This is a genomic window from Streptomyces sp. NPDC088732, assembly GCF_044751205.1.
Taxonomy (GTDB): Bacteria; Actinomycetota; Actinomycetes; order Streptomycetales; family Streptomycetaceae; genus Actinacidiphila.
In genome coordinates, this window is the sequence record NZ_JBIVLI010000022.1 from 135,969 (window position 1) to 160,171 (window position 24,203).

General features: G+C 73.5%; 24 protein-coding genes. 8 read left to right on the top strand and 16 right to left on the bottom strand.

Annotation, left to right across the window (positions count from 1 at the left end; all coding sequences use genetic code 11):
* Nucleotides 1-114: 114 nt before the first annotated feature.
* Nucleotides 115-795: a TetR family transcriptional regulator gene (locus tag ACIP9H_RS32270; RefSeq protein WP_401962342.1), complete on the top strand. Its 681-nt coding sequence runs from the start codon at nt 115-117 to the stop codon at nt 793-795.
* A gap of 280 nt (nt 796-1,075) precedes the next feature.
* Here ACIP9H_RS32270 and ACIP9H_RS32275 read toward each other — a convergent pair whose 3' ends face one another.
* From ACIP9H_RS32275 to ACIP9H_RS32295, 5 genes are all read right to left on the bottom strand, one after another.
* Nucleotides 1,076-1,810 (bottom strand): Mut7-C RNAse domain-containing protein, encoded by a 735-nt coding sequence (locus tag ACIP9H_RS32275; protein WP_401582462.1) that lies wholly within the window; start codon nt 1,808-1,810, stop codon nt 1,076-1,078.
* Nucleotides 1,811-1,875: 65 nt separating this feature from the next.
* Nucleotides 1,876-2,535 (bottom strand): HAD-IA family hydrolase, encoded by a 660-nt coding sequence (locus ACIP9H_RS32280; protein WP_401582463.1) that lies wholly within the window; start codon nt 2,533-2,535, stop codon nt 1,876-1,878.
* A 115-nt stretch (nt 2,536-2,650) separates the two neighbouring features.
* Nucleotides 2,651-3,598, bottom strand: coding sequence for an SDR family NAD(P)-dependent oxidoreductase (locus tag ACIP9H_RS32285; protein ID WP_401962345.1), 948 nt, complete (start codon nt 3,596-3,598; stop codon nt 2,651-2,653).
* A 664-nt stretch (nt 3,599-4,262) separates the two neighbouring features.
* Nucleotides 4,263-4,829 (bottom strand): hypothetical protein, encoded by a 567-nt coding sequence (locus ACIP9H_RS32290; RefSeq protein ID WP_401582466.1) that lies wholly within the window; start codon nt 4,827-4,829, stop codon nt 4,263-4,265.
* A gap of 55 nt (nt 4,830-4,884) precedes the next feature.
* On the bottom strand, nt 4,885-5,766 hold the full coding sequence (locus ACIP9H_RS32295) for a peptidoglycan-binding protein (protein ID WP_401962348.1): 882 nt from the start codon (nt 5,764-5,766) through the stop codon (nt 4,885-4,887).
* A 186-nt stretch (nt 5,767-5,952) separates the two neighbouring features.
* Between ACIP9H_RS32295 and ACIP9H_RS32300 the strand changes: the two genes are divergently transcribed.
* On the top strand, nt 5,953-8,034 hold the full coding sequence (locus ACIP9H_RS32300) for an MFS transporter (RefSeq protein ID WP_401962351.1): 2,082 nt from the start codon (nt 5,953-5,955) through the stop codon (nt 8,032-8,034).
* A gap of 10 nt (nt 8,035-8,044) precedes the next feature.
* Here ACIP9H_RS32300 and ACIP9H_RS32305 read toward each other — a convergent pair whose 3' ends face one another.
* The 3 genes from ACIP9H_RS32305 to ACIP9H_RS32315 form a co-directional block, all read right to left on the bottom strand.
* Nucleotides 8,045-8,557, bottom strand: a complete 513-nt coding sequence (locus ACIP9H_RS32305; protein ID WP_401962354.1) for a hypothetical protein — start codon at nt 8,555-8,557, stop codon at nt 8,045-8,047.
* The gene (locus ACIP9H_RS32310; RefSeq protein ID WP_401582470.1) at nt 8,554-9,009 is read right to left on the bottom strand and encodes a hypothetical protein; all 456 of its coding nucleotides are present in this window, start codon (nt 9,007-9,009) and stop codon (nt 8,554-8,556) included. Before ACIP9H_RS32310 ends, ACIP9H_RS32305 begins: the two co-directional genes overlap by 4 nt.
* A gap of 100 nt (nt 9,010-9,109) precedes the next feature.
* The gene (locus ACIP9H_RS32315) at nt 9,110-9,430 is read right to left on the bottom strand and encodes an antibiotic biosynthesis monooxygenase (RefSeq protein WP_360906524.1); all 321 of its coding nucleotides are present in this window, start codon (nt 9,428-9,430) and stop codon (nt 9,110-9,112) included.
* Nucleotides 9,431-9,527: 97 nt separating this feature from the next.
* Between ACIP9H_RS32315 and ACIP9H_RS32320 the strand changes: the two genes are divergently transcribed.
* Nucleotides 9,528-9,794, top strand: coding sequence for a DUF2087 domain-containing protein (locus ACIP9H_RS32320; RefSeq protein ID WP_401582472.1), 267 nt, complete (start codon nt 9,528-9,530; stop codon nt 9,792-9,794).
* Here ACIP9H_RS32320 and ACIP9H_RS32325 read toward each other — a convergent pair.
* Entirely contained in the window at nt 9,791-10,414 is a 624-nt protein-coding gene (locus tag ACIP9H_RS32325; RefSeq protein WP_401582473.1) for a hypothetical protein, read from the bottom strand. The genes ACIP9H_RS32320 and ACIP9H_RS32325 overlap by 4 nt on opposite strands.
* Before the next feature lie 106 nt (nt 10,415-10,520).
* On the bottom strand, nt 10,521-11,192 hold the full coding sequence (locus tag ACIP9H_RS32330; RefSeq protein ID WP_401582475.1) for a DedA family protein: 672 nt from the start codon (nt 11,190-11,192) through the stop codon (nt 10,521-10,523).
* A gap of 536 nt (nt 11,193-11,728) precedes the next feature.
* Here ACIP9H_RS32330 and ACIP9H_RS32335 point away from each other — a divergent pair.
* The 3 genes from ACIP9H_RS32335 to ACIP9H_RS32345 all read left to right on the top strand — a co-directional run bounded on the left by ACIP9H_RS32335 (nt 11,729) and on the right by ACIP9H_RS32345 (nt 15,415).
* Complete coding sequence (locus ACIP9H_RS32335; protein WP_401582477.1) at nt 11,729-13,150, top strand: family 2B encapsulin nanocompartment shell protein; 1,422 nt, start codon at nt 11,729-11,731, stop codon at nt 13,148-13,150.
* 160 nt (nt 13,151-13,310) lie between these two features.
* The gene (locus ACIP9H_RS32340; RefSeq protein WP_401582479.1) at nt 13,311-14,081 is read left to right on the top strand and encodes a DUF4097 family beta strand repeat-containing protein; all 771 of its coding nucleotides are present in this window, start codon (nt 13,311-13,313) and stop codon (nt 14,079-14,081) included.
* A gap of 89 nt (nt 14,082-14,170) precedes the next feature.
* The gene (locus ACIP9H_RS32345; protein ID WP_401582480.1) at nt 14,171-15,415 is read left to right on the top strand and encodes a hypothetical protein; all 1,245 of its coding nucleotides are present in this window, start codon (nt 14,171-14,173) and stop codon (nt 15,413-15,415) included.
* Nucleotides 15,416-15,979: 564 nt separating this feature from the next.
* Here the strand turns inward: ACIP9H_RS32345 and ACIP9H_RS32350 are convergent.
* Both ACIP9H_RS32350 and ACIP9H_RS32355 read right to left on the bottom strand, forming a co-directional pair.
* Complete coding sequence (locus ACIP9H_RS32350; protein WP_401582482.1) at nt 15,980-16,189, bottom strand: zinc ribbon domain-containing protein; 210 nt, start codon at nt 16,187-16,189, stop codon at nt 15,980-15,982.
* Between the two features lie 40 nt (nt 16,190-16,229).
* Nucleotides 16,230-16,889 (bottom strand): O-methyltransferase, encoded by a 660-nt coding sequence (locus tag ACIP9H_RS32355; RefSeq protein ID WP_401582483.1) that lies wholly within the window; start codon nt 16,887-16,889, stop codon nt 16,230-16,232.
* Nucleotides 16,890-16,912: 23 nt separating this feature from the next.
* Between ACIP9H_RS32355 and ACIP9H_RS32360 the strand changes: the two genes are divergently transcribed.
* The gene (locus ACIP9H_RS32360; RefSeq protein WP_401962363.1) at nt 16,913-17,548 is read left to right on the top strand and encodes a nucleoside/nucleotide kinase family protein; all 636 of its coding nucleotides are present in this window, start codon (nt 16,913-16,915) and stop codon (nt 17,546-17,548) included.
* A gap of 119 nt (nt 17,549-17,667) precedes the next feature.
* Here ACIP9H_RS32360 and ACIP9H_RS32365 read toward each other — a convergent pair whose 3' ends face one another.
* From ACIP9H_RS32365 to ACIP9H_RS32375, 3 genes are read right to left on the bottom strand one after another with little or no spacing between them, the layout of a single operon-like run.
* Nucleotides 17,668-18,492 carry an HAD family hydrolase gene (locus tag ACIP9H_RS32365; protein WP_401962366.1) on the bottom strand — a complete coding sequence of 275 codons (825 nt, stop codon included), beginning with the start codon at nt 18,490-18,492 and terminating at the stop codon, nt 17,668-17,670.
* Nucleotides 18,489-20,918 (bottom strand): phosphoribosyltransferase, encoded by a 2,430-nt coding sequence (locus ACIP9H_RS32370; RefSeq protein ID WP_401582487.1) that lies wholly within the window; start codon nt 20,916-20,918, stop codon nt 18,489-18,491. Before ACIP9H_RS32370 ends, ACIP9H_RS32365 begins: the two co-directional genes overlap by 4 nt.
* 29 nt (nt 20,919-20,947) lie before the next feature.
* Nucleotides 20,948-22,114: an HpcH/HpaI aldolase/citrate lyase family protein gene (locus ACIP9H_RS32375; protein WP_401582488.1), complete on the bottom strand. Its 1,167-nt coding sequence runs from the start codon at nt 22,112-22,114 to the stop codon at nt 20,948-20,950.
* 215 nt (nt 22,115-22,329) lie between these two features.
* On the opposite strand from ACIP9H_RS32375, the gene ACIP9H_RS32380 reads away from it, so the two are divergent.
* Nucleotides 22,330-23,262 carry a TerD family protein gene (locus tag ACIP9H_RS32380; protein WP_401582489.1) on the top strand — a complete coding sequence of 311 codons (933 nt, stop codon included), beginning with the start codon at nt 22,330-22,332 and terminating at the stop codon, nt 23,260-23,262.
* A gap of 27 nt (nt 23,263-23,289) precedes the next feature.
* Here ACIP9H_RS32380 and ACIP9H_RS32385 read toward each other — a convergent pair whose 3' ends face one another.
* Nucleotides 23,290-24,021 (bottom strand): Tellurium resistance, encoded by a 732-nt coding sequence (locus ACIP9H_RS32385; RefSeq protein ID WP_401582491.1) that lies wholly within the window; start codon nt 24,019-24,021, stop codon nt 23,290-23,292.
* Nucleotides 24,022-24,203 lie beyond the last annotated feature (182 nt).

Consider the following 24,203-nt stretch of genomic DNA (forward strand, 5'->3'; position numbering starts at 1 on the left):
GGAACTCCCTGGGCATGGACGGGCGGAGCATCAACAGACCGGTGGTCTGTTGAATGCGAAGTTAGCAGACCTCCGGTCTGATAACAACAGACCAGGGGTCTGTACGATGTGGCCATGGCAACGACGTTTCAGCGCGCGCGCAATGAGGAGCAGCGCGCGGTGCGCAGGAAGGCGATCCTCGACACCACGGCGGCGATGCTGACCGAGATGCCGGTCGCGGAAGTGAGCCTCAACGAGCTCAGCCGCCGCGTGGGACTGGCGAAGTCCAATGTGCTGCGCTACTTCGAGTCCCGCGAGGCCGTCCTGCTGGAACTGCTCGACACCGCCACCCGCGACTGGCTGGAGCACCTCGGCACCGCGCTGGACGAGGCGGTCGACCCGGGCGCCGGCACCGCCGAGCGCGCCGACCTGCTCGCCGCCGCGCTCGCCGACTCCCTGGCGGCCCGGCCCGTACTGTGCGACCTGGTCAGCGCGCAGGCCGCGGTCCTCGAACGCAACGTCTCCGCACAGGTCGCCGCCGACTACAAGCGCGCCGCGATCGCCAATGTGGACGCGTTCGCCGGGCGGGTCCGCGCGCACCTGCCGGAACTCGGCGAGCAGGACGCGCTGCGCTTCGCCGCCGCGACGGTCATGGTCACCGGCGCCGTCTGGACGCACGCGCACCCCTCACCGGGGATGCTCGCCGCCTACGAGGCCGATCCGTCGCTGGCCGCGCTGCGCCTGGAGTTCCCCACCACCCTGCGGGACATGCTCCAGGTGGTGCTGTCCGGCCTGCTGGCGCGCGCGGCGCGCTGAGGCCGGCGGGCGCGGCGCAACGCGCCAAGACGTCGTGGCCCCACGCCGCGGCCCTGCCCCGGACACTCCGGCACCACGCGCAGCAGGCGGTCAGGCGGGGGCGGTACACCACGCGGCTCCGACCGTCGGCGGAGGGCGGCACGCGCCGCGCAGCGCATGAGGACGTCACGGCCCCACGCCGCAAGCCCCGCCCCGGCCACTCCGGCACCACGCGCCGCAGGCGGTCAGGCGGGGCCGGTACGCCGTGCGGCTCCGGCCGTTCGCGGAAGGCGGCACGCCGTCAGGCGGCCGGGCGCCCGAACTCGCTCAGCGCGTCCTCGACGATCGCCTCCAGGCGGGCGTGGTGGGCACCGCGCCAGTACAGCCGGCGGCAGGCGGTGCAGCGCGCGAAGACGTCGTAGGTGCGGCGGGTGCCCTGTTCCAGGTGCTCCAGGACGGCGTGCTTGTCCGCGTCCTCCAGTTGCCCGTTGCACGCGGTGCAGCGCGTCCACGGGGTCAGCTCCGGGGCGAACCGGCTGAGCACGTCGCGCAGTTGCTCCTCCGGCCGGTCGCTGTAGACGTACGCGCCCGCCCACAGCTCGCGCCGCCGCAGCAGCCCGCGGTCCCGGGAGAGCAGCACGCGCCGCTCGGCGGCCGACCGCCGTGCCAGCGCCGGGTCCCCGATGTCCTCGCTCTCGTACGCGGCATCGACGCCGAGCAGCCGCAGCCGCCGCGCCAGCGTGCCCAGGTGCACGTCGAGCAGGAAGCGCAGGGGCGCGCCCGGCACCGCCTGCGGCCGGGTGACGGGGCGGACCTCCACGTGCTCCCCGGCGCGCGGCACGTGCGAGAACGGCGCCTCGCGGCCGTCGACGACCAGGCTGCCCACCTCGGTGAGCGGCACCCCCAGCGACTCCACCACATGCCCGAGCGAGGACACCCCGTCGGTGACCACACTCGTCCGTCCCTCACGCCGCGGGGCCGCGGCGAAGAGCCGCAGCCCGGAGGCGAAACTGATCCCGATCTCCGGCCCGCTCACCCCGCCAGCATGTCACCGTGCCGCACGGATCACACGCAGGTTTTCCGGCCGCGTCTCCCGGGACGTCAGCCGATGCGCAGGACGAGGCCGCCCTCCGGGGCGGTCTCGACGCGGACCTGCTCCAGGGAGTCCACGTGCACGGTGGGCGCGTGCACGGCGGCACGCGGGCCGACGCCGACCACGCGCATGCCCGCGGCCTTGGCAGCGGCGATACCGACCTCGGAGTCCTCGAAGACCACGCAGTCCTCCGGGCCGAACCCGAGTTCCGCGGCGCCCTTGAGGAAGCCCTCGGGGTCCGGCTTGCTGGCGCTGACGCGCTCGGCGGTGATCATGACGTCGGGCAGCCGCAGCCCGGCGGCCCCCATGCGGGCGCGGGCCAGGGCGTCGTCCGCCGAGGTGACCAGGGCGTGCGGGAGGTCCCGCAGCGCGGCCATGAAGCCCGGGGCGCCGGCGATCGGCACGACGCCCTCGACGTCGGCGGTCTCCTCGGCCAGCAGACGCTTGTTGTCGGCGAGGTTCTCGGCCATGGGGCGCTCCGGGAGCAGCACGGCCATCGTCGCGTAGCCCTGGCGGCCGTGGACCACGCGCATCACGGCGTCGCCCTCCAGCCCGTGCTCCGCCGCCCAGCGGCGCCACGTGCGCTCGACGACCGCGTCGGAGTTCACCAGGGTCCCGTCCATGTCCAGCAGCAGCGCGCGGGCGGGGACAGCGGTGGACGGCGACATGAAAGGCTCCCTCGGAAGAACAGGACAAGTGGCCCGCCCGCCGGTCAGGGGAAACGGGCGGAACCACTTTGTTCCTACACGATACAAAACCGTGAGGGCATCGCGCCAGGGGGCCTCAGGTACGGGCCGGCGAAACCGCGTCCACCGACATCTCCCACAGCCGCACGGCCGCCTCCGGGTCCAGCGCGTGCGCCGCGACCCCACCCGACACACCGGGCCGGTACGGCAGCGCCTCGTTGGCGTCCTCGAAGTAGCGGCCGCCCACTCCGTCCAGCGCCGGCCAGGTAGCGACGAGCACAGACGTGGCCGCGCCCTGTTCGCGGCTCTTGAAGGTATAACCCCCATTGGCGACCGCGTTGTCCAGGGCCTCCTTGCTCATGTGGCGGCTCAGCCCCGTCTCCAGGATCGCGCCGGGGTGCACGGCGTTGACGGTGATTCCGTCGTCCGCCCAGCGGCGCTGCGCCTCGACCGCGAAGAGCACATTGGCCGTCTTGGAGCGGGCGTACGCCACGGACGGGTCGTACGCCTGCCGCAGGAAGTGCGGGTCCTCGAAGTCCACACCGGAACGCAGGTGCCCCACCGAACTCAACGCCACCACGCGGGCGCCGCCGGCCGCCGCGAGCGCCGGGTGGAGGCCGGTCGTCAGCGCGAAGTGGCCGTAGTGGTTGGTCGCGAACTGCAACTCCCAGCCGGAGGGCGTCCGGGTCTCCGGCGTCATCATCACGCCCGCGTTGTTGACCAGCAGATGCAGCGGCCCCTGCCAGGCGGAGGTGAACTCCGCCACCGACACGAGGTCGGCCAGGTCCAGCCGTACGACACGCACGCGGGCGCCGGCGGCCGACGCGCGGATGTCCTCCGCCGCCCGCTCGCCCGCCGCGGTGTCGCGGACCGCCAGCGTCACCTCCGCGCCGGCCCCGGCCAGCGCCCGGGCGGTCTCGACGCCGATGCCGGAGGCCGCGCCCGTGACGACCGCCCTGCGGCCGGTCAGGCCGGTGCCGGCGAGGACCTCGGCGGCGGTCGAACGGCCGTCGAAGGGCGTGGTGATGCGGGGTGTCTCTGTCATGGGGGGTGCCTTTCCAGGATGCGCGGGGGGCGTCCTTCGCGTCCCGGCCGCGCTCTCCAGGCAACCACCGCGGGCGGCCCGTGGGGCCGGGCAACGGGGTCCTGCCAGGCCCCCTCCGGGCTGCGGGGGATTTCCCCCTGGGCTTTTCCCCGCCCGCCCTCCCGTGTGCCCTGTGAAGTCAGGGCGCCCCGACGCCAGTTGTTGGGGGGCCGGGTTCGGGGCCTCCGGGGCTGCCATTCTGGACAGCACATTTAGGTGCCTCAGGTAACCGCCTTGATCGCTCCGGGTTGTGCACCCAAATATGCTCCAGTGTCCAGAACGCCACCCCTACGACCCCGCCCCCTCCGTTTCGTCCCGCGCCTGATCCCCGGTGGGTGGTGTGAGCGGCACCGTGCTCGGGCACCCGTAGGCGCCACGCCAACGACCTGCTCCGCCGTCACCGCCCACAGACACCCCACCGGCCGTCAGTCGCCCCAGCCGACCCGGGAGGGGGTGTGGCGGGGTGCCCCCGCAGGCGACGAGCGGCGACCGCGGTACACGAATTGCAGGGGTGACCCGCGAGCCCCGAGGACGGACGCCGGAGCGGCGCCGACCCCACAACGCACGCAGCGCAGGGCCCGCACTTACCGCGCCGGGCAATCGGGCGGGAGGGCGGGGGAAAAACCTAGACCCGGTCCACGTACTGCACCAGGCCGTACGTGAAGTGCGCCACGCACGCACCCCCCTCCCCGGGGTCGGTAAAGGCCAGCCGCCACCTCGTCGGCGCGTCGCCCTCGAGAGGCGTCGCCGGCGCGAACGCGTGGGCCAGTTCGTCGACCGTGCAGGACCACGGTTCGATCTCGGCCGCCGTGGCGGGCCGGGGGCCCGTCTCGCCGGGGGCGCGCACCAGCCATTCGTTCCACACCGCGCTGCCGCCGGGCGCGCACAGCACCTCGAAGCGCAGGGTCGGCCACAGCGGCACGGGCCACAGGGACGCGGGGCAGAGCAGGTCGCCGACGCGGCGCTGGGCGACCGACTCGGGCGGGCCGAGTACGGCGCGGTAGCGCCGCTCCCCGCGCGGGAACCCGCTGGCGTGGCCCCAGGCCTGCCAGCGGCGGTTGGCCTCCCGCATGTCGGTGCGGCTCACGCCGAGCGTGCGCAGTGCCTCCTCGACCAGTTCGGGCCGGTGGTCGGCCATCCGGCGCAGCAGTACGAGCTGGAAGCCCAGCGGTCCGAAGTCGTCGATCGCCACGGGAGAGATCCTGCCAGTCCCGCGCGGCGGGGTACGCGCCGGGGCGCATGCCGGGCTAGCGGGTCGCCTCCTCCAGGGCCTTGCGGGTGTTGGGGCCGTAGACGCCCTCCGGGTCGCCCTGGACGTGGTGGAAGAACTGGAAGCGGGAGACCGCGTGGCTCACGCCCTGGTCGTACTCGCCGTCGGCGTCGCGGTAGTAGAGGCCGGCCTGGCGCAGGCGGTTCTGGAGGTCGACGACCGCGGGGCCGGTGTCGCCGGGGCGGAGCGTGGCGGGCGCGGAGGGGGGCGTGCTGGTGGGCGGCGCGGACTGCGTGCCGGTGGCCGGGGCGGACACGGAGGCGGTGGCGGAGGCCGGGGCCGACGGGCGGGAGGGGGTCGCCGTGGCGCTGGGCTGGTCCGTCTTGGCCGGGCTGAGCCCCTTGGTGACGGCCAGGGCGGACGGGGTCTCGCTCGGGGTGGCGGACGCCGACGCGCTCGCCGCGGGGGTCGGCCGGGCGCTGGGCGGCAGTTCGAGCGCGGGCTCGGAGGCGCCCCGGTCCGGCACGGCCTCGGTGCGCTCCGGGCCCTGGTTCAGTTGTGCGGTGAGGACGACGGCGCCGACGGCGAGGACGACCGCGCCGGCCGCGGCGCACGCGATCACCGCCGCCCGGCGCGACCTGGCGGCGCGGCGGTGTCCGGCCCGGCCGGCCGCGGCGGGCAGGTACGGCTCGAGTTCGCGCGAGGCCGTCGACAGCGGCACGGGCAGCCGGTCGGAGGACGAGACCGTGCCGAGGTCGATGAAGTCGGTTTCCTCCTCGGCGGCTTCGCGCAGCGCTTCGGGCAGCGGGCCAGGGTCGCCGCCGTTCTCGCCGGGGTCCGGCCCCGGAACGTACGGCCGCACGCGCAGCGATTCGTACTCGTACTCGTCCTCCGGAGAACCCGGCCCCTGCGACGCCACCGGCGCCCCCTCCCGACGTCCTGACAGTCGCAGTGATTATGCAGACACGGCGACCCGGTCGCGCAGCCGCCTCGGGCTCCGCCGGTCGTACAAAGTGCGCGAATGATGTGCAATGGGTGTGAATCTTTGTGAAGAAGTGACGGCTACGCGGTAACCGGCACGCATCAGGTGCCCGAGCGGAGCGACATGGCGCAGGACGACATCGACGGCATGGACGACACCGGCGACGCCGAGGGCGCCGCGGCCCCCGATGGACCGGCCGCGGCCGGTCCCGTCGAGATCGGCGACCGGCGGGCCGTGCGCCTGGCCATCGGCGCGCTCGCCCTCGGCCTGCTGCTGGCCGCCCTGGACCAGACGATCGTGTCCACCGCGCTGCCGACCATCGTCAGCGACCTCGGCGGCCTGGACCATCTGTCCTGGGTGGTGACCGCCTACCTGCTGGCGTCGACCGCGGCGACCCCGCTGTGGGGCAAGCTGGGCGACATGTACGGCCGGAAGAAGCTCTTCCAGGCCGTCATCGTGATCTTCCTGATCGGCTCCGCGCTGTGCGGACTGTCCCGCAGCATGGGCGAGCTGATCACCTTCCGCGCCTTGCAGGGCCTGGGCGGCGGCGGCCTGATCGCGTTGTCGATGGCGATCGTCGGCGACATCGTCCCGCCCCGTGAACGGGGGCGCTACCAGGGCGTCTTCGGTGCGGTGTTCGGCGCCAGCAGCGTGCTGGGCCCACTGCTCGGCGGGCTGTTCGTGGACACCCTGAGCTGGCGCTGGGTGTTCTACGTCAATCTGCCGATCGGGCTGGTCGCGCTCGCCGTGATCGCCACCGTGCTGCACATCCCGGTCCACCGCACCTCGCACCGCATCGACTACTGGGGCATGGCGGTGGTGGCGGCCGCGGCGACCTGCCTGGTGCTCGTGACCTCGCTCGGCGGCAGCACCTGGGCCTGGGACTCGTGGCGGATCATCGGGCTCGCGGTGCTGGGCGTGCTGCTCGTCGCGGTGTTCGTGCTGATCGAGCGGCGGGCGGAGGAAGCGGTGCTGCCGCCGCGGCTGTTCCGGATCCGCACCTTCTGGCTCTGCTCGGTGATCTCCTTCGTCGTCGGCTTCGCGATGTTCGGCGCGCTGACCTTCCTGCCGACGTTCCTCCAGGTCGTCCACGGCTACTCGCCGACCTGGTCCGGCGTGCACATGATCCCGATGGTGGTCGGCATGCTGGTGGCGTCCACGGGCTCCGGCCAGATCGTCTCGCGCACCGGGCACTACAAGGTCTTCCCGATCACCGGGACCGCCGTCACCATCGTGGGCCTGTTCCTGCTGCACCGGCTGGACGAGCACACCGAGGTCTGGGTGCTCAGCACCTTCCTGCTGGTGTTCGGCCTCGGGCTGGGCCTGGTCATGCAGGTGCTGATCCTCGCCGTGCAGAACGCCGTCGGCTACCAGGACCTGGGCACCGCCACCTCGGGGGCGACCTTCTTCCGCTCCATCGGCGCCTCGTTCGGCGTCTCCATCTTCGGCACGATCTTCACCACCAGCCTGGCCCGCGAGATCACCGCCGCGCTCTCCGGCCGCACACTGCCGCCCGGCTTCGATCCCGCGGTCGTGCAGGCCGATCCGCGCGGGGTCGGCGCGCTCCCGGCGGACCTGCGCGGGCCGGTGCTGCACGCGTACTCCACCTCCATCACCGGGATCTTCCTGTGGGCGGTGCCGGTGTGCGCGGTCGCCTTCGTGCTGGCCTGGTTCCTCAAGGAGGAGCCGCTGCGGCGGTCGGTCACCGTGCCCGACGCCAGCGAGACCATCGGCACCAATCCCGTCAGCCGCTCCTCGCTCGACGAGATCGCCCGCTGCCTGAGCGTCCTGGGCGGCCGCCAGGCCGCCCGCGACCTGTACATCCGCATCACCCGGCTGGCCGGGCTCGACCTGCACCCGGCCTCCAGCTGGCTGCTGCTCTACCTGGCCCGGGCCCGCAGCGCCGACCCCGCGGACCTGGCCGGCCGGACGACCGTCCCGGCGGAGGCCCTCGACCGCGCGGCCCACGAGGTCGAGGAGCAGGGACTGGCCGTACGCGAGGGGAGCGCGCTGGCGCTCACCGAACGCGGCCAGGAGGTCGCCGCGCTGCTGACCGAGGCGCGCCGCAAGCTCCTCGCCGACCTGCTCGGCGACTGGAACCCCGAACGCCACGACGACCTGGCGGCCCTGCTCACCCGGCTGACGGGCGAGCTGTGCGGCCAGGACCAGGACCGCCCGGGGCACGATCCCCGCCGGGCCGCGTGACGGGGCGCCGTCAGCGGCCCTCGGCGAAGGCGGCGAGGGCGGCGAAGTCCCGCTCGCGCAGGCCGGCCCGCGGGTCGACGTGGTGCAGCAGCGCGGCACCTGCGTGGTGGGCGGCGACGTAGTCGGTGTCCGCGGCGCTCTGCTCGTCGTCCACCCAGGCGAACGGGCGTCCGGCGGCGTGCGCCACCAGCGTCCGGGTCTTCCAGTGGACGAGGTCCGGACCGTGACCGAACAGCACGTCGGTGAAGTCGACGTACGGCAGCGGCGGCAGCCCGAGGACCGGGCCGATCCAGGTGTTCGCCTCGGCCATCCAGGTGGTCGCCCACCACAGCTCGTAGCCGAGCGCGAGCAGCGCCGGTCCGTGGGCCGGGTCGAGCCACACGCGCAGCGGTCCCGTCGCCAGGCCCACCGGCGGCACCCGCAGCGTGGTGTACCCGTCCGGGCGGCCTCCCTCGGCCGCGTACGGGTTGAGCGGCCCGTCCACGTCCAGGTAGAGCAGGGGCCTGGGCGAGGGCGCCCTCACCGGCTGGGCGGCGCGGCTGCGGAGGCCGCCGCGCTGCCGTGGAACTTCTTGTGGATCCACAGGCGTTCGCCGCCGAGCTCCACCTTCGCGTACGTGCCGCTGAGCGGGCCGATGCGGGTCCCGAGGGGCAGGCGAGCCACCACGCGGTTCGGCCGCACCGTCCCCCACCGACCCATGGCGAGCGTCACCACCGCCCGGTCGGTCACCAGCACGACGCGCCGCGTCGTCGCCAGGAGCGCCACCACCAGCGCGATCAGCAGCCACGGCAGCCCGAGCCACGGCGCCTCGCCGGCCAGGCGGCGCGCCACGATCCCCAGCACGACCGCGCCGGCGAACATCCACATCGGCGCCCACGGATTGATCCCGCCCTGGGCCACGAAGACCTGCCGGACGGACTCCCCCGCTTCCAGGAATCCCCGCGACCGCTCTTCCGCCTTCTGCAACACCCTCATGCCTGGCTCCCCCTTCTGACCCACCCGTACGGCACCGACCCGGCTCCGTGATCCGCCGCCGGGCCCGGGCGGTCATGGGCACGGCGACGGTACCGGCCCCTCAGGACTGCTTGGGGGCGGCCTGCTGGACGACCTCGAAGGACCACAGCGTCGAGCCGGTCGCCGCGGGCTGCGGGCGGCCCTCTCCGCCGCCCTGGTGGGCCTCGCGCATGGAGCCGGACATCCAGTTCGCGAAGTCCTCCTCACTGCGCCAGCGCGTGTAGACCAGGTACTGGTCGGTGCCCTCCAGGGGGCGCAGGAGCTCGAACCACTCGAAGCCGTCGGAGTTCTCCACGGCGCCGGCGCGCGCGGCGAAGCGCTTCTCCAGGACCTCGCGCTGCTCCGCCGGAACGGTGAGGGCGTTGATCTTCACGATGCTCATGCCCTCATCGTGCCAGCCGGAATTCAGGTGCCGGATCCGGGGCGGGCGTGTCAGGCTGCGCAGTGGTCGGCGAATCGTCCGTACGAAGGAGGCTGCCGTGTCCGAGACCGGTGCGCACGCCGTGTCCGCCCTGTTCCGCGGCGGCCGGCTGACCGTGATCCCCCGCCGCACGGCCCGCCGCGAGCAGGTGCTGCGGCACCTGGCCGAGACGCTCTTCCGGCCCGGCCGCGGCTATGCCGAGACCGAGGTCAACGAGGCCCTGCGCACGGTGCACGACGACTGCGCGGCCCTACGCCGGTACCTGGTCGACGACGGCTGGCTGGAACGCTCCGCGGACGGCACGGTCTACCGCAGGATCCGCTAAGGCTCGGCCCGCGCCCCGCGCCGCAGGGGCGGGCCGGCGAGCCAGACGCTCACGGCGATGATCCACAGGCCGGCCAGGCACAGGCCGATGAAGCCGGCGAACGGGATGAACATCAGCACGCCCAGGACGAAAGCGATCCACCCCAGCCAGTGCGGCAGCGGGCCGGAGGAGCGGGCCGTGCTGAGTCCGGCCGCGAGCAGCATCACGCCCACCCCGCCGAGGAACGGCATGAACAGGTCGCCGCTGAGCACGTTGAGGGCCTGGAGCGCGCCGCCGCCGACCATCTGCTCGCCGGCGGCCTCGATGAGGCAGAGGGTGAGCCCGGCGCTGATCCAGAAGCCGAGGGCGCCGAGCGCGCCGCCGGCGAGGGCGATGTCGGGCAGCCAGCCGGACCGGTCGGTCGTGGCGAGGGCGCGGCGCAGGCTCCCGGCGAAGAACACGAGGAAGATCCCGGCGACCAGGAGCAGGTACAGGCCGACGCCCTGGGCGGTGTCGTGCCGGGTGTAGAAGAGGCGGACCGTGAAGCCGGAGCTGCCGACGCGGGGCGTGTCCCCCTGGAGGGCGAAGGCGATGGCGCCGAGGATCACGGCCACGAGGCCGTTGAGGGGCCCGAAGCGCATCGGGGGCCTCCGTCCGTGCGTCCGTGCTGCTGCCGCCCCCGGCACCGGCGATGCCCGTAATGATGTTTGCACGGGTGCCAGGGGGCCGCCATCGGCGGACGGGGCCTCAGCGGGCCTCCGCGACCGCCGCCCGGTCGGGGCCGGCCGTGGCCTGCGCGGGCAGGGTGACGGGCACGACGGTGTGGGTGCGGCGCTCGCGCTGGAAGACGTACGCGGCGATGGAGCCGGAGCCGATGAGGGCGACGGCGGAGGTGGCGGTGCCGAGCCAGCCGGCGCCGAGCCACTGGCCGCCCGCGTAGCCGAGGCCGACGCTGTACGCGGCCCAGACCAGGCTCGCCAGCGCGGACCAGGGAAGGAACTCCCGGACCCTGCGGTGCGAGGCTCCGGCGGTGAGGCTGACCACGGAGCGGCCGGCCGGTGCGAAGCGGGCCAGGACGACGAGCGCGCCGCCGCCGCGGGCCAGGACGGCGCCGAGGACCTCCTGGGCGCTGGACAGCCGGCGGGAGTTGGCGACCCGGTGGTCGAGCCAGTCGCCGCCGCGCCAGGCCAGCCGGTAGGCGGCCAGGTCGCCGAGGGTGGAGGCGGTGGCGGCGCACAGCAGCAGGACGACGATGTCGAGGATGCCGTTGGCGCCTCCGACAGCGGTGCCGGCGGTGGCGGCCGAGATGAGCAGCACGCCGCTGGGCATCACAGGCACGAAGACGTCGAGCACGATGGACGCGGCGACCAGCGCGTAGATCCACGGTGAGTCGAACAGCGAGCCCGCTCCGGTCAGCACCGCGTTCTCCTCTCTCCCTCTGGTGCGCGGCGCCCTCCGGGGTGTGTGGCGGTCTCGCGCAGAAGCGGTTCTTCTGCGACCCGCCCTCAGCCGTACAGCGTACGCCAGAGAGGCGTCGAGGATCCCCTCGGGGGCGCGTGACGTTTTCCTCATCATCGATGGCGGGCTGTGGGAATAGCACGCGAATTACTGGGGAGTCACCGAGGTCGCCCTGCGATCGGCCCGTTCCGCGCGCCCGCCGCGCGGCCGTGACCTCAGCCGATGCGGCATCGCCCGGCACCGCCCCGCCCGCGGCGGCGATCCGGCACCCAAGGAGCCGCGCAGTGGCGGAAGTCCACAGATCTACCCAAGTCACCCATTCCGGATTCTCATCCATTCGAGTGAGTGCAGGCGGCTCCGTCCCCTGGGTAGCTTCGGTGAGGACAGCGGCCGAGGGCAGGGGGGCTCCCACCACACACGTCGTTTCGCGGTGAATTGTTTGCATAAGCCACGCATGTGACTGCGTGGGCCACGAGGGCGCAAGGGAAGGACCATTCATGACGGTTGAGCCGGGTGTCGCGTCGGAGTCGGCGACAGGGAACGGACAGTCCCAGCAGAGTCTGAGCACCGCCGCGGCGCGGAATTTGGCGACGACCACCAAATCCACGCCGCAGATGCAGGGAATCACCTCGCGCTGGCTGCTGAAGGTACTGCCGTGGGTCCAGGCGGCGGGCGGCGCGTACCGGGTCAACCGCCGGCTGAGCTACTCGGTCGGTGACGGGCGTGTCGACTTCGTCCAGACCGGCTCCGAGGTGCGGGTGATCCCGGCGGAGCTCGGCGAACTGCCCCTGCTGCGCGGATTCGACGACAGCGCCGTCCTCGCGGCGCTCGCCGGCCAGTTCGAGCAACGGGAGTTCGCGCCCGGAGAGGTGATCGTCTCCGCCGGGCAGCCGGCCGACCACGTCTTCCTGGTCGCACACGGAAAGATCAACAAGCTGGCGCCCACCAAGTGGGACGGCCAGGGCGTGGTCGGCACCATCGCCGACGGCGACCACTTCGGCTCCGAGGGGCTGGCCGCGGCCGACGCCACCTGGGACTGGACCGCCAAGGCCGCCACCACCGTGACCGCCCTCGCCCTGCCGCGCCAGGCCTTCCAGGCCCTGATGCAGCAGTCCGACGGACTGCGCGAGCACGTCGCCGGCTTCGTCAGCGGCACCCAGCAGGCACAGAACAAGTACGGCGAGAAGGCCATCGCCCTCGCCTCCGGCCACATCGGCGAGCACGAACTGCCCGGCACGTTCGTGGACTACGAACTCTCCCCGCGCGAGTACGAGTTGAGCGTCGCCCAGACCGTGCTGCGGGTGCACAGCCGCGTCGCCGACCTGTACAACCAGCCCTACAACCAGGTCGAGCAGCAGCTGAAGCTCACCATCGAGGCGCTGCGCGAGCGCCAGGAGCACGAACTCATCAACAACCAGGAGTTCGGGCTCCTGAACAACGCCGACTACCGGCAGCGCATCACGACCCACTCCGGACCGCCCACCCCCGACGACCTGGACGAGCTGATCAGCCGCCGCCGCGGGGCCCAGTACCTGCTGGCGCACCCGAGGGCCATCGCCGCCATCGGCCGGGAGTTCAACAGCCGCGGCCTCGTGCCGCACACCGTCGACCTGCACGGCAACCACGTGCCCTCCTGGCGCGGTCTGCCGATCCTGCCCTGCAACAAGATCCCCGTCACGAAGGAGAACACCACCTCGATCCTGGTGCTGCGCACCGGCGAGGACAACCAGGGCGTGATCGGCCTGCACCAGACGGGACTCCCGGACGAGTACGAGCCGGGTCTGTCCGTCCGCTTCATGGGCATCGACGAGAAGGCGATCATCTCCTACCTCGTCAGCGCCTACTACTCGGCGGCCGTCCTCGTGCCCGACGCCCTCGGCGTCCTGGAGAACGTCGAGATCGCCCGCCGCGGGGAGTAGGCGGCGGTGCGCGTGCTCGCGGCGGACGGCGGCCCCACGCGGCCCACCGTCCGCCGCGAGCGCGGCCGTTGACCCCCGCTCCCGCGGGGGGTTTGCCCCACCCCGCAACCGGTGGGCGGCCTGATTCCGGCTCCGCCGCGCTCTCCGTACCGTCCTTGACATGACGAAACGCAACGGCACCCTCAGGACCCTGACCGCCGCCGCCGGTGCGGTGGCACTCGCCATGACGGCCTCCGCCTGTGCGGACGCCTCCGACGACACCCGCCCGGAACAGCACGACTTCGCGCTCTCCGGCAGCCGGCTGACCATCGACGCCGCGGACAGCGCGGTCGTGGTCAGGCCCGCGGACGTCAAGACCATCAAGGTCACCCGCTGGTTCGACGGCTGGTCCGTGCTCGGCGACACCCCGAAGGCCACCTGGTCGCTGGACGGCCACACCCTGAAGTTCCGGGTCGACTGCCACGGCTTCATGGACAACTGCTCCGCCCGGCACGAAGTGCTGGTGCCGCGCGGCGTGACCGTGACCGTGACCAACGGCGACGGCCGCGTCGAGGCCAGCGGCTTCAGCACCCCGCTCACCCTCACCACCAAGGACGGCTCGGTCCGGGTCCGGGACGTGACCGGTCCCCTGGAGCTGTCCACCGGTGACGGCCGCATCGAGGCGACCGGCCTGGCCTCCCGCCGGGTCACCGCGCACACCTCGGACGGCTCGCTGACCCTGGCGTTCGAGCAGGCCCCCGACAGCGTCGAGGCCACCAGCGGCGACGGCGCGGTGCGGGTGTCCCTGCCCAAGCAGGCCTACCGGGTCAGCGCGCGCTCCGGCGACGGACACGTCCGCGTCGCCGTACCGCGCGACGACAGCAGCCCCCGCACGGTCACCGTCCGCACCTCCGACGGATCGGTGAACGTCGTCGAGGCGCCCGCCGGCTGACGCAACCGACCGGCCCGTGTATTCGTCCCTGCCGGGTGGGAGACTGGAGCGGACAACCACCGGCGGCGGACTTGCGGGAGAGGGCGACTGTGACGACGGCACGCTCGTGGTGGCGGCGCGGGGACAATCTGCGCGCCGACGCCCAGGCCGCGAAGGACGCCGCCGCCCAGGCCTTCTACGAGCTCGACACGGCCCAGCGCGACCTCGTGATCTCCATAGAGACGGTCACCGCCGTGGACGACACCCCGGCCGCCCGCCGGGCCGTGGCGGACTTCCGGGCACTGGGCGAGCGCATCGACGAGGTCAGCGCCGGCTACATCGCCGCCGTCGACGCCTACGACCTGGACCACGACGAACTGGACGCCTCGACGGCGGCCCGCGCCCGCACCGAGCTGACCCGGGCCAAGGACGAGCTGACCCGGGCCAGAACGGACCTCGACACCTTCGCCCGGAACCTCACGCCGCTGCTGGAGAAGGCCGAGACCCAGCTCGCCCGCCTCGCCCCGGCGGTCGAGCGCGCCCGGCAGGCCCTGCTGGGCGCCTCCAACGCGCTGGACGCGGTACGCGCCTCCGGGCTGCGCGCGGACGACCTGGCCGCCCGGCTGGCCGCGCTCGGCCCGGAACTGACCAAGCTCAACCAGGGCGCGGGCCGGCACGGCGTCCAGGAGACCATCCGCCGCGCCGACGAGGTCCTCCGCACGGCGGAGGGCATCCGCGCCGAGGCCGAACGGCTCCCCGAGCGGGCCCGCGAGATCGACAAGCGCCTGGTGTCGCTGCGCACCCGTACGCAGGCGCTGGCCACCCGCACCGAGGGCGTCACACCGGTCCTCAGCGAGCTGCGGCGGCGGTTCTCCATGGCCTGCTGGGAGGACCTCCAGCAGGTCCCGCAGCGGGCCGCCGAGGCGGTCGGCCACGCCGAACAGAAACTCTCCGAGGCCACCAAGGCCCGCGAGGAGCAGCGCTGGCCGGACGCGACGGCCCTGCTGGCAACCGTCCGGGCGCAGCTCGACGACGCCGACGCGGCCGTCTCCGCCGCCGGGGACCGCCTGCGGCGGCTCAACGAGGTCAGCAAGGACCCGCAGGGCGAGATCGAACGCACCCGGTTCGCCCTCCGCGACGCCCAGCGCCTCGCCATGCAGGGGCGCACGACGCCGGAACCGCGGCACGCCCGCCCCCTCGACGACGCGGTGGCCCGCGTGGATCGGGCGGTCGCCGGGCTGGAGGGGCGGCACCCCGACTGGTGGCACTTCCTCCAGGAGATGGCCGCGGTGCGGGATGCGGCGGCGCGGGTCGTCGCGGCGATCCGCGAGGACCGCGCGGCGGGCCGTCCCTGAGGCCTCCGGCCTCGTGCCCCAGGTTCTTTCCCCTCCCTCCCGCCCGTGTGCCCTGTGAAGTCAGGGCGCCCCGACGCCAGTTGTTGGGGGGCCGGGTTCGGGGCCTCCGGGGCTGCCATTCTGGACAGCACATTTAGGTGCCTCAGGAACTCTCGGCTGCGCGCCCCGGGTTGTGCACCCAAATATGCTCCAGTGTCCAGAACGCCACCCCTACGACCCCGCCCCCTCCGTAGTTGCAAGCGCCTGATCCCCGGTGGTGGTCTGAAGCGGCACCGTGCTCGGGCACCCGTAGGCGCAGCGCCGGCAAGTGCGCAGCCGTCACCGCCAACAGACACCCCACCGGCCGTCAGTCGCCCCAACGACCCCGGGAGGGGGTGCGCCGGGGTCCGCCCGCAGGGGACGAGCGGAGACCGCGGTGCGCAGCATGTTGGCGTAGACCGCGAGCGCCGAGGACGGACTCCGGAGCGGCGCCGACCCCCACAACGCACGCAGCGCGGGGCCCGCACTTACCGCGCCGGGCACACGGGAGGGAGGGCGGGGAAAAAACCTGGACCCGGACGGCGGTCAGGCGCAGCAACCGCCGCCGCAGCAACCGCCTCCCGCGGACGGCGCGGCCGCAGCCGACGCCGTCCCCCCGACGGCGACAGCCGAAAGCAGCTTGACCGTGTCGTCGTGCCCGTCAGGGCACTCCGCCGGTGAGGAGGACTCGGCCATCGGCCGGTTCAGCTCGAAGGTGGTGCCGCAGGACCGGCAGCGGTATTCGTATCGGGGCATGAGCACAGGTTAGCCAGAGGACAGGGCCCAGCGCCCAGCGTCAGCGCTTGCGCGCCAGCGTCAGCCCGTCGGCGACCGTCAGAAGCAGCGCCTCGACGCGCAGGTCGGCCGCGACGTGGTCGTTGAACTCGCGGATGGCCGCGGCGGCGCCGCCCGCCGCGGGGTCGGCCACGCGGCCGTGGTAGAGGGTGTTGTCGGCCGCGAGGACGCCGCCCGGCCGCATGCGGGGGACGAGTTCCTCCCAGTAGGCGACGTAGTTCTCCTTGTCGGCGTCCAGGTAGACGAGGTCGATGGCGGGTTCCTGGGGCAGTGCCCGGAGCGTGTCGAGGGCGGGTGCGATGCGCAGGTCGATGCGGTCCTCCACCTCCGCCTTGGCCCATGCCTCGCGGGCGACGGCGGTCCACTCCTCAGAGATGTCGCAGGCGAGCAGGCGTCCTCCGGCGGGCAGGGCCTGCGCCATGGAGAGGGCGGAGAAGCCGGTGAAGGTGCCGACCTCCACGACGTTGCGGGCGCCGAGCAGGCGGACCAGGAAGGCCAGCAGGGGGCCCTGCTCCTGGGCGGACTGCATGCCGGCCGCGCCGCCGAAGCGCTGGTGGGTGATCTCGACCAGCTCGCGCTGGACGGCGTCCAGGGGCGGGTTGTGGTCCAGTACGTAGGCGTAGAGCTCGGGGGTGAGCGGGGGATTCTTGGTCTCGTTCACGACTGCTCCTTAAGGTGGCGGGCATGTACGTGGATGACGCCGTCGCCTTGGTGCCCAGCATGCCAGGAAGGCGTGTGCTGCTGGGCGTTGCCGGAGCCCCCGCCGCGGGCAAGTCGACCCTGGCCAGGTCGCTGGTGGACGGGGTGAACGCGCGGCTCGGGGCGGACACGGCCGTGCACGTCCCGATGGACGGCTTCCACCTCTCCAACGTCCAGCTGGACCGGCTGGGGCTGCGCGACCGCAAGGGCGCGCCGGAGACCTTCGACGTGGACGGCTACGTCCATCTGCTGCGTCGGCTGCGCGCGACGCAGGGCCGCACGGTCTACGCGCCGGACTTCGACCGGGCGCTGGACGAGCCGGTGGCGGCGGGGATCGCGGTGCCGGCCGATGCCCGGCTGGTGGTGACCGAGGGGAACTACCTCGCCGACGACGGCCCCGGCTGGCACGAGGTGCGGGATCTGCTGGACGAGTTGTGGTTCCTGGAGACCGAACGGGCGGTGCGCGAGGAGCGGCTGCTCGTACGGCATGTGACGGGAGGTCGCACCGAGGACGAGGCACGCGCCTTCATCGAGGCCAGCGAACGCCCGAACGCGCTGCGCGTCGAGGCGACGCGCAGCGCGGCCACCCGCGTGCTGAGGCTCAGCGACGGGACACGCTGAGCAATCGACGTGCGGGGCCGTCCGGCCGGAGCCGGCGTCCGGCATGTGACGGGGGGGCGCACCGAGGACGAGGCACGCGCCCTTCATCCAGGCCGGCGAACGGCCGCACGTGCTGAGGCTCAGCGACGGGACACGCTGAGCATCCGGCGCAGCATCTCCTCGCCCGCCGCCGCGCCGGCGAGGGTGAGCGCGTCGATGTGCGGGGCGGTCCAGCCGGAGTCGGCGAGTTCGCCGTGGCCCGGGCGCCAGCCGGTGTGCGCGGCGAGCAGCAGGTCGGCGTCGAGGAGGGAGTCGCCGGCGGCCAGGACGTGCTCGGCGCCGGTGCGGCGGACGACCTCGGCCAGGGCGGCGGACTTGGTGAGCGGGCGGGGCACGGCGTAGATCTTGCGGCCCTGGAGCGACACCGTCCAGCCCCGCTCCTCGGCCCACTCGGCGAATTCCTTCACCCAGTTCTCGGGCAGCAGGGAGCGCTCGACGACGAGGTAGACGAACAGGTCCTCGGCCACCCGCTCCTTGCGCAGCCAGGACTCGTCGCCGGTGCGCGCCAGGTGCGCCCGCACCTCGTCCAGGGGCGCGCAGCCCTCGGCGAGGCGGCGGCGCATCTCGGCGTTCCAGTCGTGGTCGGTGCGGCCCTTGACGAGGATGTGCCCGCCGTTGGCACAGATCGCGTAACGCGGCACGGGGCCGGGCAGGTTGATCCGCCGGTACTGCTTGCGGGTGCGCGTGGTCGCGGGGACGAACTCGGCGACCGCGGCCAGCTTCTGGAGCAGGGCGGCGGCGGTCTCGGTCATGAAGGACAGCGGCCGTCCCTCGTGGACCTCCACGCACAGCAGGCGGGGCGCGTCCTCGTCGGGCACGGTCAGCGCGAGCGCCGACGGGGAGTAGACGAGGGTGCGGTCGAGGTCGCTCGCGACGAGCGTGCGCTGGTCCGGACGCTGCTTCACTGGGCCGTCACGGCCTTTCCGTTGGTACCGGTCGCGCCCCGGGTGAAGCGCGGGTGGATCAGCCCGACGCACGAGTACGGCAGGTCGTCCACCTCCTCCACCGGGACGCCCCGCTGCTCGGCGAGCAGCCGGATGTGGGCCAGGTCTGCGCCTGCCCCGCGGCGGGCGAGCACCCGCCAGGGCACGCGGCGCAGCAGGACCCGGGTGGTCTCGCCGACGCCGGGCTTGACCAGGTTGACGTCCCCGATGCCGTACTCCTCGCTGATCCGCTCGACGGCCTTCCAGCCCTCCCAGGTGGGGGCGCGGTCGGCGGCCTGAAGTTCCTTGAGGTCGCGGGCGACGTCCTCGGCCACGTCGCCGAAGCGGGCGGCGACCGTGTCGAGGAAGAGGGTGGAGACGTCCGACCCGGCCAGTTCGCGGTAGAACTTCGCGCCGTGGAAGTCGTCCGGGCCGATCAGGTCGGAGCGCAGCACGGTGCGGGAGATCAGGCCGGAGACGGTGGAGTTGAGGCATGCGGACGGGATGAGGAAGTCGTCCCGGGTGCCGTAGGTGCGCACGCAGGAGCCGGGGTCGGCGAGCACCGCGATCTCCGGGTCGAAGTCCCCGAAGGGGGCGACGGCCTCGGCCAGTTCGCGGGTGATCGCGCCCTTGCCGGTCCAGCCGTCCACGAAGACCACCCGTGCCGGGTCGTGGTGCTCGGCCAGCCAGCGCAGCGCGGTGGTGTCGATCCCGCGGCCGCGCACGATGGAGACCGCGTAGTGCGGCAGGTCCAGGCCGTGGGCGTGCCGGGCCCAGCGGCGCATCAGCACGCCGACGGGCGTGCCCGCGCGGGCCAGCGACACCAGTACCGCGTCCGGGCCGCGCTCGGCGAGCACCAGGTCGGTGACGGCGCCGACGGCGCGGGCGATCCGGCCCGCGGACTGCTCCAGGGCGTCCCGGAACAGCTCCTGGTACTCCGCGCTCGGCTGGTACTCCTCGGGCAGCGACTCCGCGTAGTGCGCGCCGCCGCTCTGGATGGCCTCCTCGCGCTCCTCGGTCGGGGCCTCCAGCTCCACGTCCGACAGGTCCTTGAGCAGCCAGCCGACCTCCTCGGGGGCGTACGAGGAGAACGCGGGGCCGCGCAGCGGCTCCGGGAGCCCCGGGGAGGTGCGGGGTTCGTAACTGGGGACCACGGCGAGCAGCAGCCTTTCTGTGTGTTCCGCGAGCCGGGCGAGCAGCCCGTCCGGGGCGTGCAGCGCGGGGGTGTCCGCCGCGCTGTCCACGACCGCGACGATCGTGTCGAAGCCGGCGCCGGCGACGTTGTACGCGTAGCGCTCGCCGGGGCCGTCGGCGGGCGCGTCGTGGTCGGGGAAGACGATCCGGGTGCGGATCGCGTACCCGGGGTCGTCGACGGCGAGCACGGGCGAGCGGGTGGTGGTGGAGAAGCGGACCTCCGCGTGCGGCAGCGCCTCCTGGAGGGCCAGGGCGAGGCGCAGCGGGGCGTACATCAGCTCCTCGTTGCCCAGCACCAGGACGCGCCGGCTGCCTGCCGTATCTCCGGCCAGTGAGGCCGCCATCGCCGGGAGGGCGGCCTCCAGGCGGGCGCGGTGGGCGGGGGTGAAGCCGTGCCGGCCGCCGTCGGGCACGCCGGCAGGCCAGTCCAGGGGCACGCGCTCCGGCCGCGGGCGGGCGCGGTCGGGTGCCGGGTGGGCGGGGGCGGCCTCGGCGGCGGCGACGTGACTGTCCTGCTCGGCGACCAGGGCCCGGCCCCGCTCCAGCACGTCCTCGGGGAGGTCGACGCCGCCGGTGGCGAGGGCGATCAGGTCGACGGCGGCGCCCAGTTCCGCGGCGACGGCGGTGAGCCGTTCGCGGTCGGCGGGCGAGCGCATGTCGACCAGCGCCACCACCACGTACCGGTCCCGCGGGTAGCGGGTGTGCAGCGCGCGGACGGTGTTGAGCACGGTGCGCCCGGTGGAGAACTCGTCGTCGACGAGGACCAGCGGCCCGTCCCCCGCCAGCAGCGCGGGGTCCTCGGGCAGCAGGAGGTGGGAGGTGGCGTGGCTGTGCTCCTCCTCGAAGCCCCCGACCGGGGTCGTGCCGGGCACCGGGCGCCGGGTGGAGTGCAGGTAGGGGGCGGTGCCGAGGCCGTCGGCGACGGCGTGGCCGAGGCCGGTCGCGGTCTCCGCGTAGCCGAGGACGACCGCGCGCGCCGCGCCGTCCGCCCCGAGCAGGTCGCGCACGCGCACGCCGAGCCCGTGCCCGGCCGCGTAGACGGCCTCGGGCCGCTGCGGGACGTGCTTGCCCAGCACGTTGGAGACGAGCAGGTGCGCGCGCTTGGGGTTGCGGCGCAGGGCGAGGCCCAGCAGACCGCTCAGGCCCTCGCCGCGCAGGGCGATGCCGAGGCGGTCGGCGACCCACTGCCCGGACCAGACGGGTTCTGCTGCCATGGGGAGGGACCTTTCCCGGTGGGTGCCGGTCATGACGGCACGCACGCGGCGAGGAGTTCCACGAAGTTGGTCTCCGCCCGCGCCACGCCGAAGACCTCGGCACGCCGCACGGTGCGCTCGGCCCAGGCGCGGTGCGGCTTCACCTCGTTCATCTTGTTGGTGTAGGCCGACCGCAGGACGCCACCGCCGCTGCGGTCCTCGTGGAGGATGTCCACGGCGTCGGTCCACTCCTCGTGGGAGACGACGTTCAGCGCGTGCACGGGCTGCACGTGCGAGGGGTGGATGCAGGTCTTGCCCTGGAGCCCGTTGGTGCGGTCGAGCTCGATCTCGCGGAGCAGGCCGTCCATGTCGCGCTGGATGAGGGCGTCGCGCAGGTCGACGGCCTCGGGCACGAAGGGGCTCTGCCGCAGCAGCGGCTTGAACATGCGCTCGGAGTGCCGGAAGTACTCCCACACCGGGCCGGTGATCGTGAAGCCGGTCCCGTCGGCACGGCCGAAGACGTTGACGACGTCGGCGATGACGGAGGCCACGATGCGGACGTCGTAGGCGGTCATGTCGGGCGAGCGGCGCAGCCCGTAGGCGGAGCAGAAGTCGGTGACGCCCAGGCGGAGCGCGAGGACCCGCTCGCGGTACTTGTCGACGGTCCGCGCTATCCCGGTCAGCGTCTCGGTACGCGTCTCCAGGTGCAGCAGCTGCGGCGACTCCAGCACCGGCATCGCGAACAGGCGGCGGCCGCACATGCCCTCGGCGACGGCGAGCGCCTCCAGGAAGGGGACGCCGGACTCCTCGGTGAACTTGGGGAGCACGAACCCGGACAGCAGGCCCGCGGTGTCGCCGAGGCGGCGCACCAGGTCGGTGATCTGCTCCGGGGTGCGGACGCGGATGAACAGCAGCGGCGGGTCGGCGTCCCCGATGCGGGCGGCCAGCGCCCCGAACTGGAGGACCAGGTTCTCCTCACCGGCGGCGACCTCGCGGTCGTCTATCGAGTCCTCCAGGCACAGGACCATGGAGACGACGCCGCGGGCAGCCTGTTTGAGGACGTCCTCGGCCAGGCTGGTGCGGGTGGCAGGGCTGTAGAGGGTGGCTCCCAGGGCGACGGCGAGCGTGGCGGCCGGCGAATCGGCCGTGAACTCGCCTGGCTCGCGGTGGAACAGTTCGTTCCGCACGTCCGGCGCGAGGTGCGCGAAGTGGCGCATGCGTTCCCCCGTGGCAGGTGATGGATGGTGAGGCGGGAAGCGTCCCCCGACGCCGTGGCCGATTATCGTACGTGTGAGGTCACCGGGGTCGTTCCCGTCGCGTATGAAAATCAGGTAACCCCCTCGGGTCTGCGGGATGTCGGCCGGTCCGCCGATGGTGGCGCTCCCCCGCCCCGCGTTGTGGGCGCGGCCCCCGGGAGGGCAGGATGACGGGCATGACGCAGGCGATGGTGAAGGGCTCGAACATCCCCGTACCGGCTTCGGGCGTACGGGCGGTACTGCGCTGGAGCCCGGGCGCGGGGGTACCGGACGTCGACGCGTCGGCGCTGCTGGTCGGGGCGGACGGGCGGGTGCGCTCGGACGAGGACTTCGTCTTCTACAACCAGCCCCGGCACCCGGCGGGCGTCGCGCGGCACCTGCCCAAGCGCAGCGAACCGGCCGGGCTGACCGACGCGGTCGAGGTGGACCTGTCCGCCCTGGACCCGAGCGTGGACCGCGTGGTGATCGCGGCCTCCTCCGACGGCGGTCCCTTCGCGCTCGTCTCCGACCTGCGGGTGCTGCTGTACGACGCCGCCGCGGCAGCCGGTTCCGAGGCCGAGCCGCTGGCGTTCTTCGAGGTCGTCCCGGACACCGGCGACGAGTCGGCGCTGATCTGCGGGGAGCTGTACCGGCGCTCCGGCAGCTGGAAGTTCCGCGCGCTCGGGCAGGGGTACGTGTCCGGCCTGGAGGGCCTGGCGACCGAGTTCGGGATCTCCGTGGACGAGGGCGACCTCGTCGAGGTCCCGGCGCAGCAGGCGAGCCCCGACGCCGAGGCCAACGCGCTGCCGCCGCAGCCGGTGCCGCCCACGGTCCGCATGACGGCCGAGCCCGAGGCATACACCCTGCAGGCCCCGGCCCCTTCGACGCAGGCCGTGCAGGCCACCCAGGCCGCCGAGCCCGCGTACGGCTACCCGCAGCAGCCCCCGACCGTGCCGGCCCCCGCCTACGGCTACCCGCAGGAGCCGACGGCGCCGGTCCCGGCGTACGGCTACCCGCCGCAGCAGCCGGCCGCCACCGCGGCCGCGCCCGGCCCCGCCTACGGATATCCCCATCCGCAGCAGCCCGTCACGCTGCCCCCGCAGGGGCCGCAGTTCCAGGAGCGCCGCTGAGCGCGGCCGCGGGCGGGGCCTGCGGCGTCAGACCTTGCTCTTGAAGCCGCGGCCCCACTGCAGCCCCCAGCCGTACAGCCGGTCGAGTTCGGCCTGGAAGCCGTAGACGTACTTGACCTCGCGGCGCACGGTCAGGTCGCCCTTCTTGTTCTCGATGAGCACGACCGCGCAGGACCGGGCCTGCGGCTCGCGCTCGTTGAGCGGGATCTCGATGCGCGGCCCGGAGCTGGGGAAGATCTCCACCTTGGCGTGGGTGCGGTCGAAGGCCGGCGTGCCGTCGTAGATGTAGACGAAGACGAGCAGGCGCTTGAGTTCGTCGCGCTTGTCGAGGTTGATGTAGAGCGTCTCGCCCGAGGAGCCGCCGAAGCGGTCGTCCCCGCTCATCTGGATGTACGGCGGGGCGTCCAGGTCGCCGAGGAAGTTGCCGAGCGGCTGGACGACGCCCTTGGTGCCGTCGGCGAGTTCGTACATGCAGGCCAGATCGAGGTCGACGTTGACCATGGCGGGGCCGGCCGCCTGCACCGGCTCGGGCTTGAACAGGTGCATCTGGCGGCTCAGCCAGGAGCCGCCGCGCTGGTTCCAGCCCCCGGTGTCGGAGGTGCGCATCTGCCAGGACAGGTTGATCCGCAGATTGCCGACGGCCGCGCCCTGCTTGGTGAGCGAGACGACCTGATGGCGCCGGGTGAGCTCGATGGTGTGCACGTTCGCGAGGTCGAACTGCACGTTGAAGCCGCTGCTGGGCCGCAGAAATTTCCACATATGGGCTCCGCCCCTCCCCTGACGTGGCGCCCCCCCCCCCCCCCCCGGGGGGGGGGGGGGGGGGGGGGGGGGGGGGGGGCGGGGGGCCGCCCGGGGGGCTATCCCGTGCCGGTCGCGTTCCCGTACGGGCTGACCGGCGGGGAGGTCGTGGAGGTGGCCCCGCCGGACGCGGTGCCGCCTGC

Excerpts from the sequence above, each read along its gene's own strand:
- ACIP9H_RS32270 (WP_401962342.1), top strand. The coding sequence starts at position 115 with ATGGCAACGACGTTTCAGCGCGCGCGCAATGAGGAGCAGCGCGCGGTG.
- ACIP9H_RS32280 (WP_401582463.1), bottom strand. The coding sequence starts at position 2,535 with ATGTCGCCGTCCACCGCTGTCCCCGCCCGCGCGCTGCTGCTGGACATG.
- ACIP9H_RS32285 (WP_401962345.1), bottom strand. The coding sequence starts at position 3,598 with ATGACAGAGACACCCCGCATCACCACGCCCTTCGACGGCCGTTCGACC.
- ACIP9H_RS32300 (WP_401962351.1), top strand. The coding sequence starts at position 5,953 with ATGGCGCAGGACGACATCGACGGCATGGACGACACCGGCGACGCCGAG.
- ACIP9H_RS32310 (WP_401582470.1), bottom strand. The coding sequence starts at position 9,009 with ATGAGGGTGTTGCAGAAGGCGGAAGAGCGGTCGCGGGGATTCCTGGAA.
- ACIP9H_RS32315 (WP_360906524.1), bottom strand. The coding sequence starts at position 9,430 with ATGAGCATCGTGAAGATCAACGCCCTCACCGTTCCGGCGGAGCAGCGC.
- ACIP9H_RS32325 (WP_401582473.1), bottom strand. The coding sequence starts at position 10,414 with ATGCGCTTCGGGCCCCTCAACGGCCTCGTGGCCGTGATCCTCGGCGCC.
- ACIP9H_RS32335 (WP_401582477.1), top strand. The coding sequence starts at position 11,729 with ATGACGGTTGAGCCGGGTGTCGCGTCGGAGTCGGCGACAGGGAACGGA.
- ACIP9H_RS32340 (WP_401582479.1), top strand. The coding sequence starts at position 13,311 with ATGACGAAACGCAACGGCACCCTCAGGACCCTGACCGCCGCCGCCGGT.
- ACIP9H_RS32350 (WP_401582482.1), bottom strand. The coding sequence starts at position 16,189 with ATGCCCCGATACGAATACCGCTGCCGGTCCTGCGGCACCACCTTCGAG.
- ACIP9H_RS32360 (WP_401962363.1), top strand. The coding sequence starts at position 16,913 with ATGTACGTGGATGACGCCGTCGCCTTGGTGCCCAGCATGCCAGGAAGG.
- ACIP9H_RS32370 (WP_401582487.1), bottom strand. The coding sequence starts at position 20,918 with ATGGCAGCAGAACCCGTCTGGTCCGGGCAGTGGGTCGCCGACCGCCTC.
- ACIP9H_RS32375 (WP_401582488.1), bottom strand. The coding sequence starts at position 22,114 with ATGCGCCACTTCGCGCACCTCGCGCCGGACGTGCGGAACGAACTGTTC.
- ACIP9H_RS32380 (WP_401582489.1), top strand. The coding sequence starts at position 22,330 with ATGACGCAGGCGATGGTGAAGGGCTCGAACATCCCCGTACCGGCTTCG.
- ACIP9H_RS32385 (WP_401582491.1), bottom strand. The coding sequence starts at position 24,021 with ATGTGGAAATTTCTGCGGCCCAGCAGCGGCTTCAACGTGCAGTTCGAC.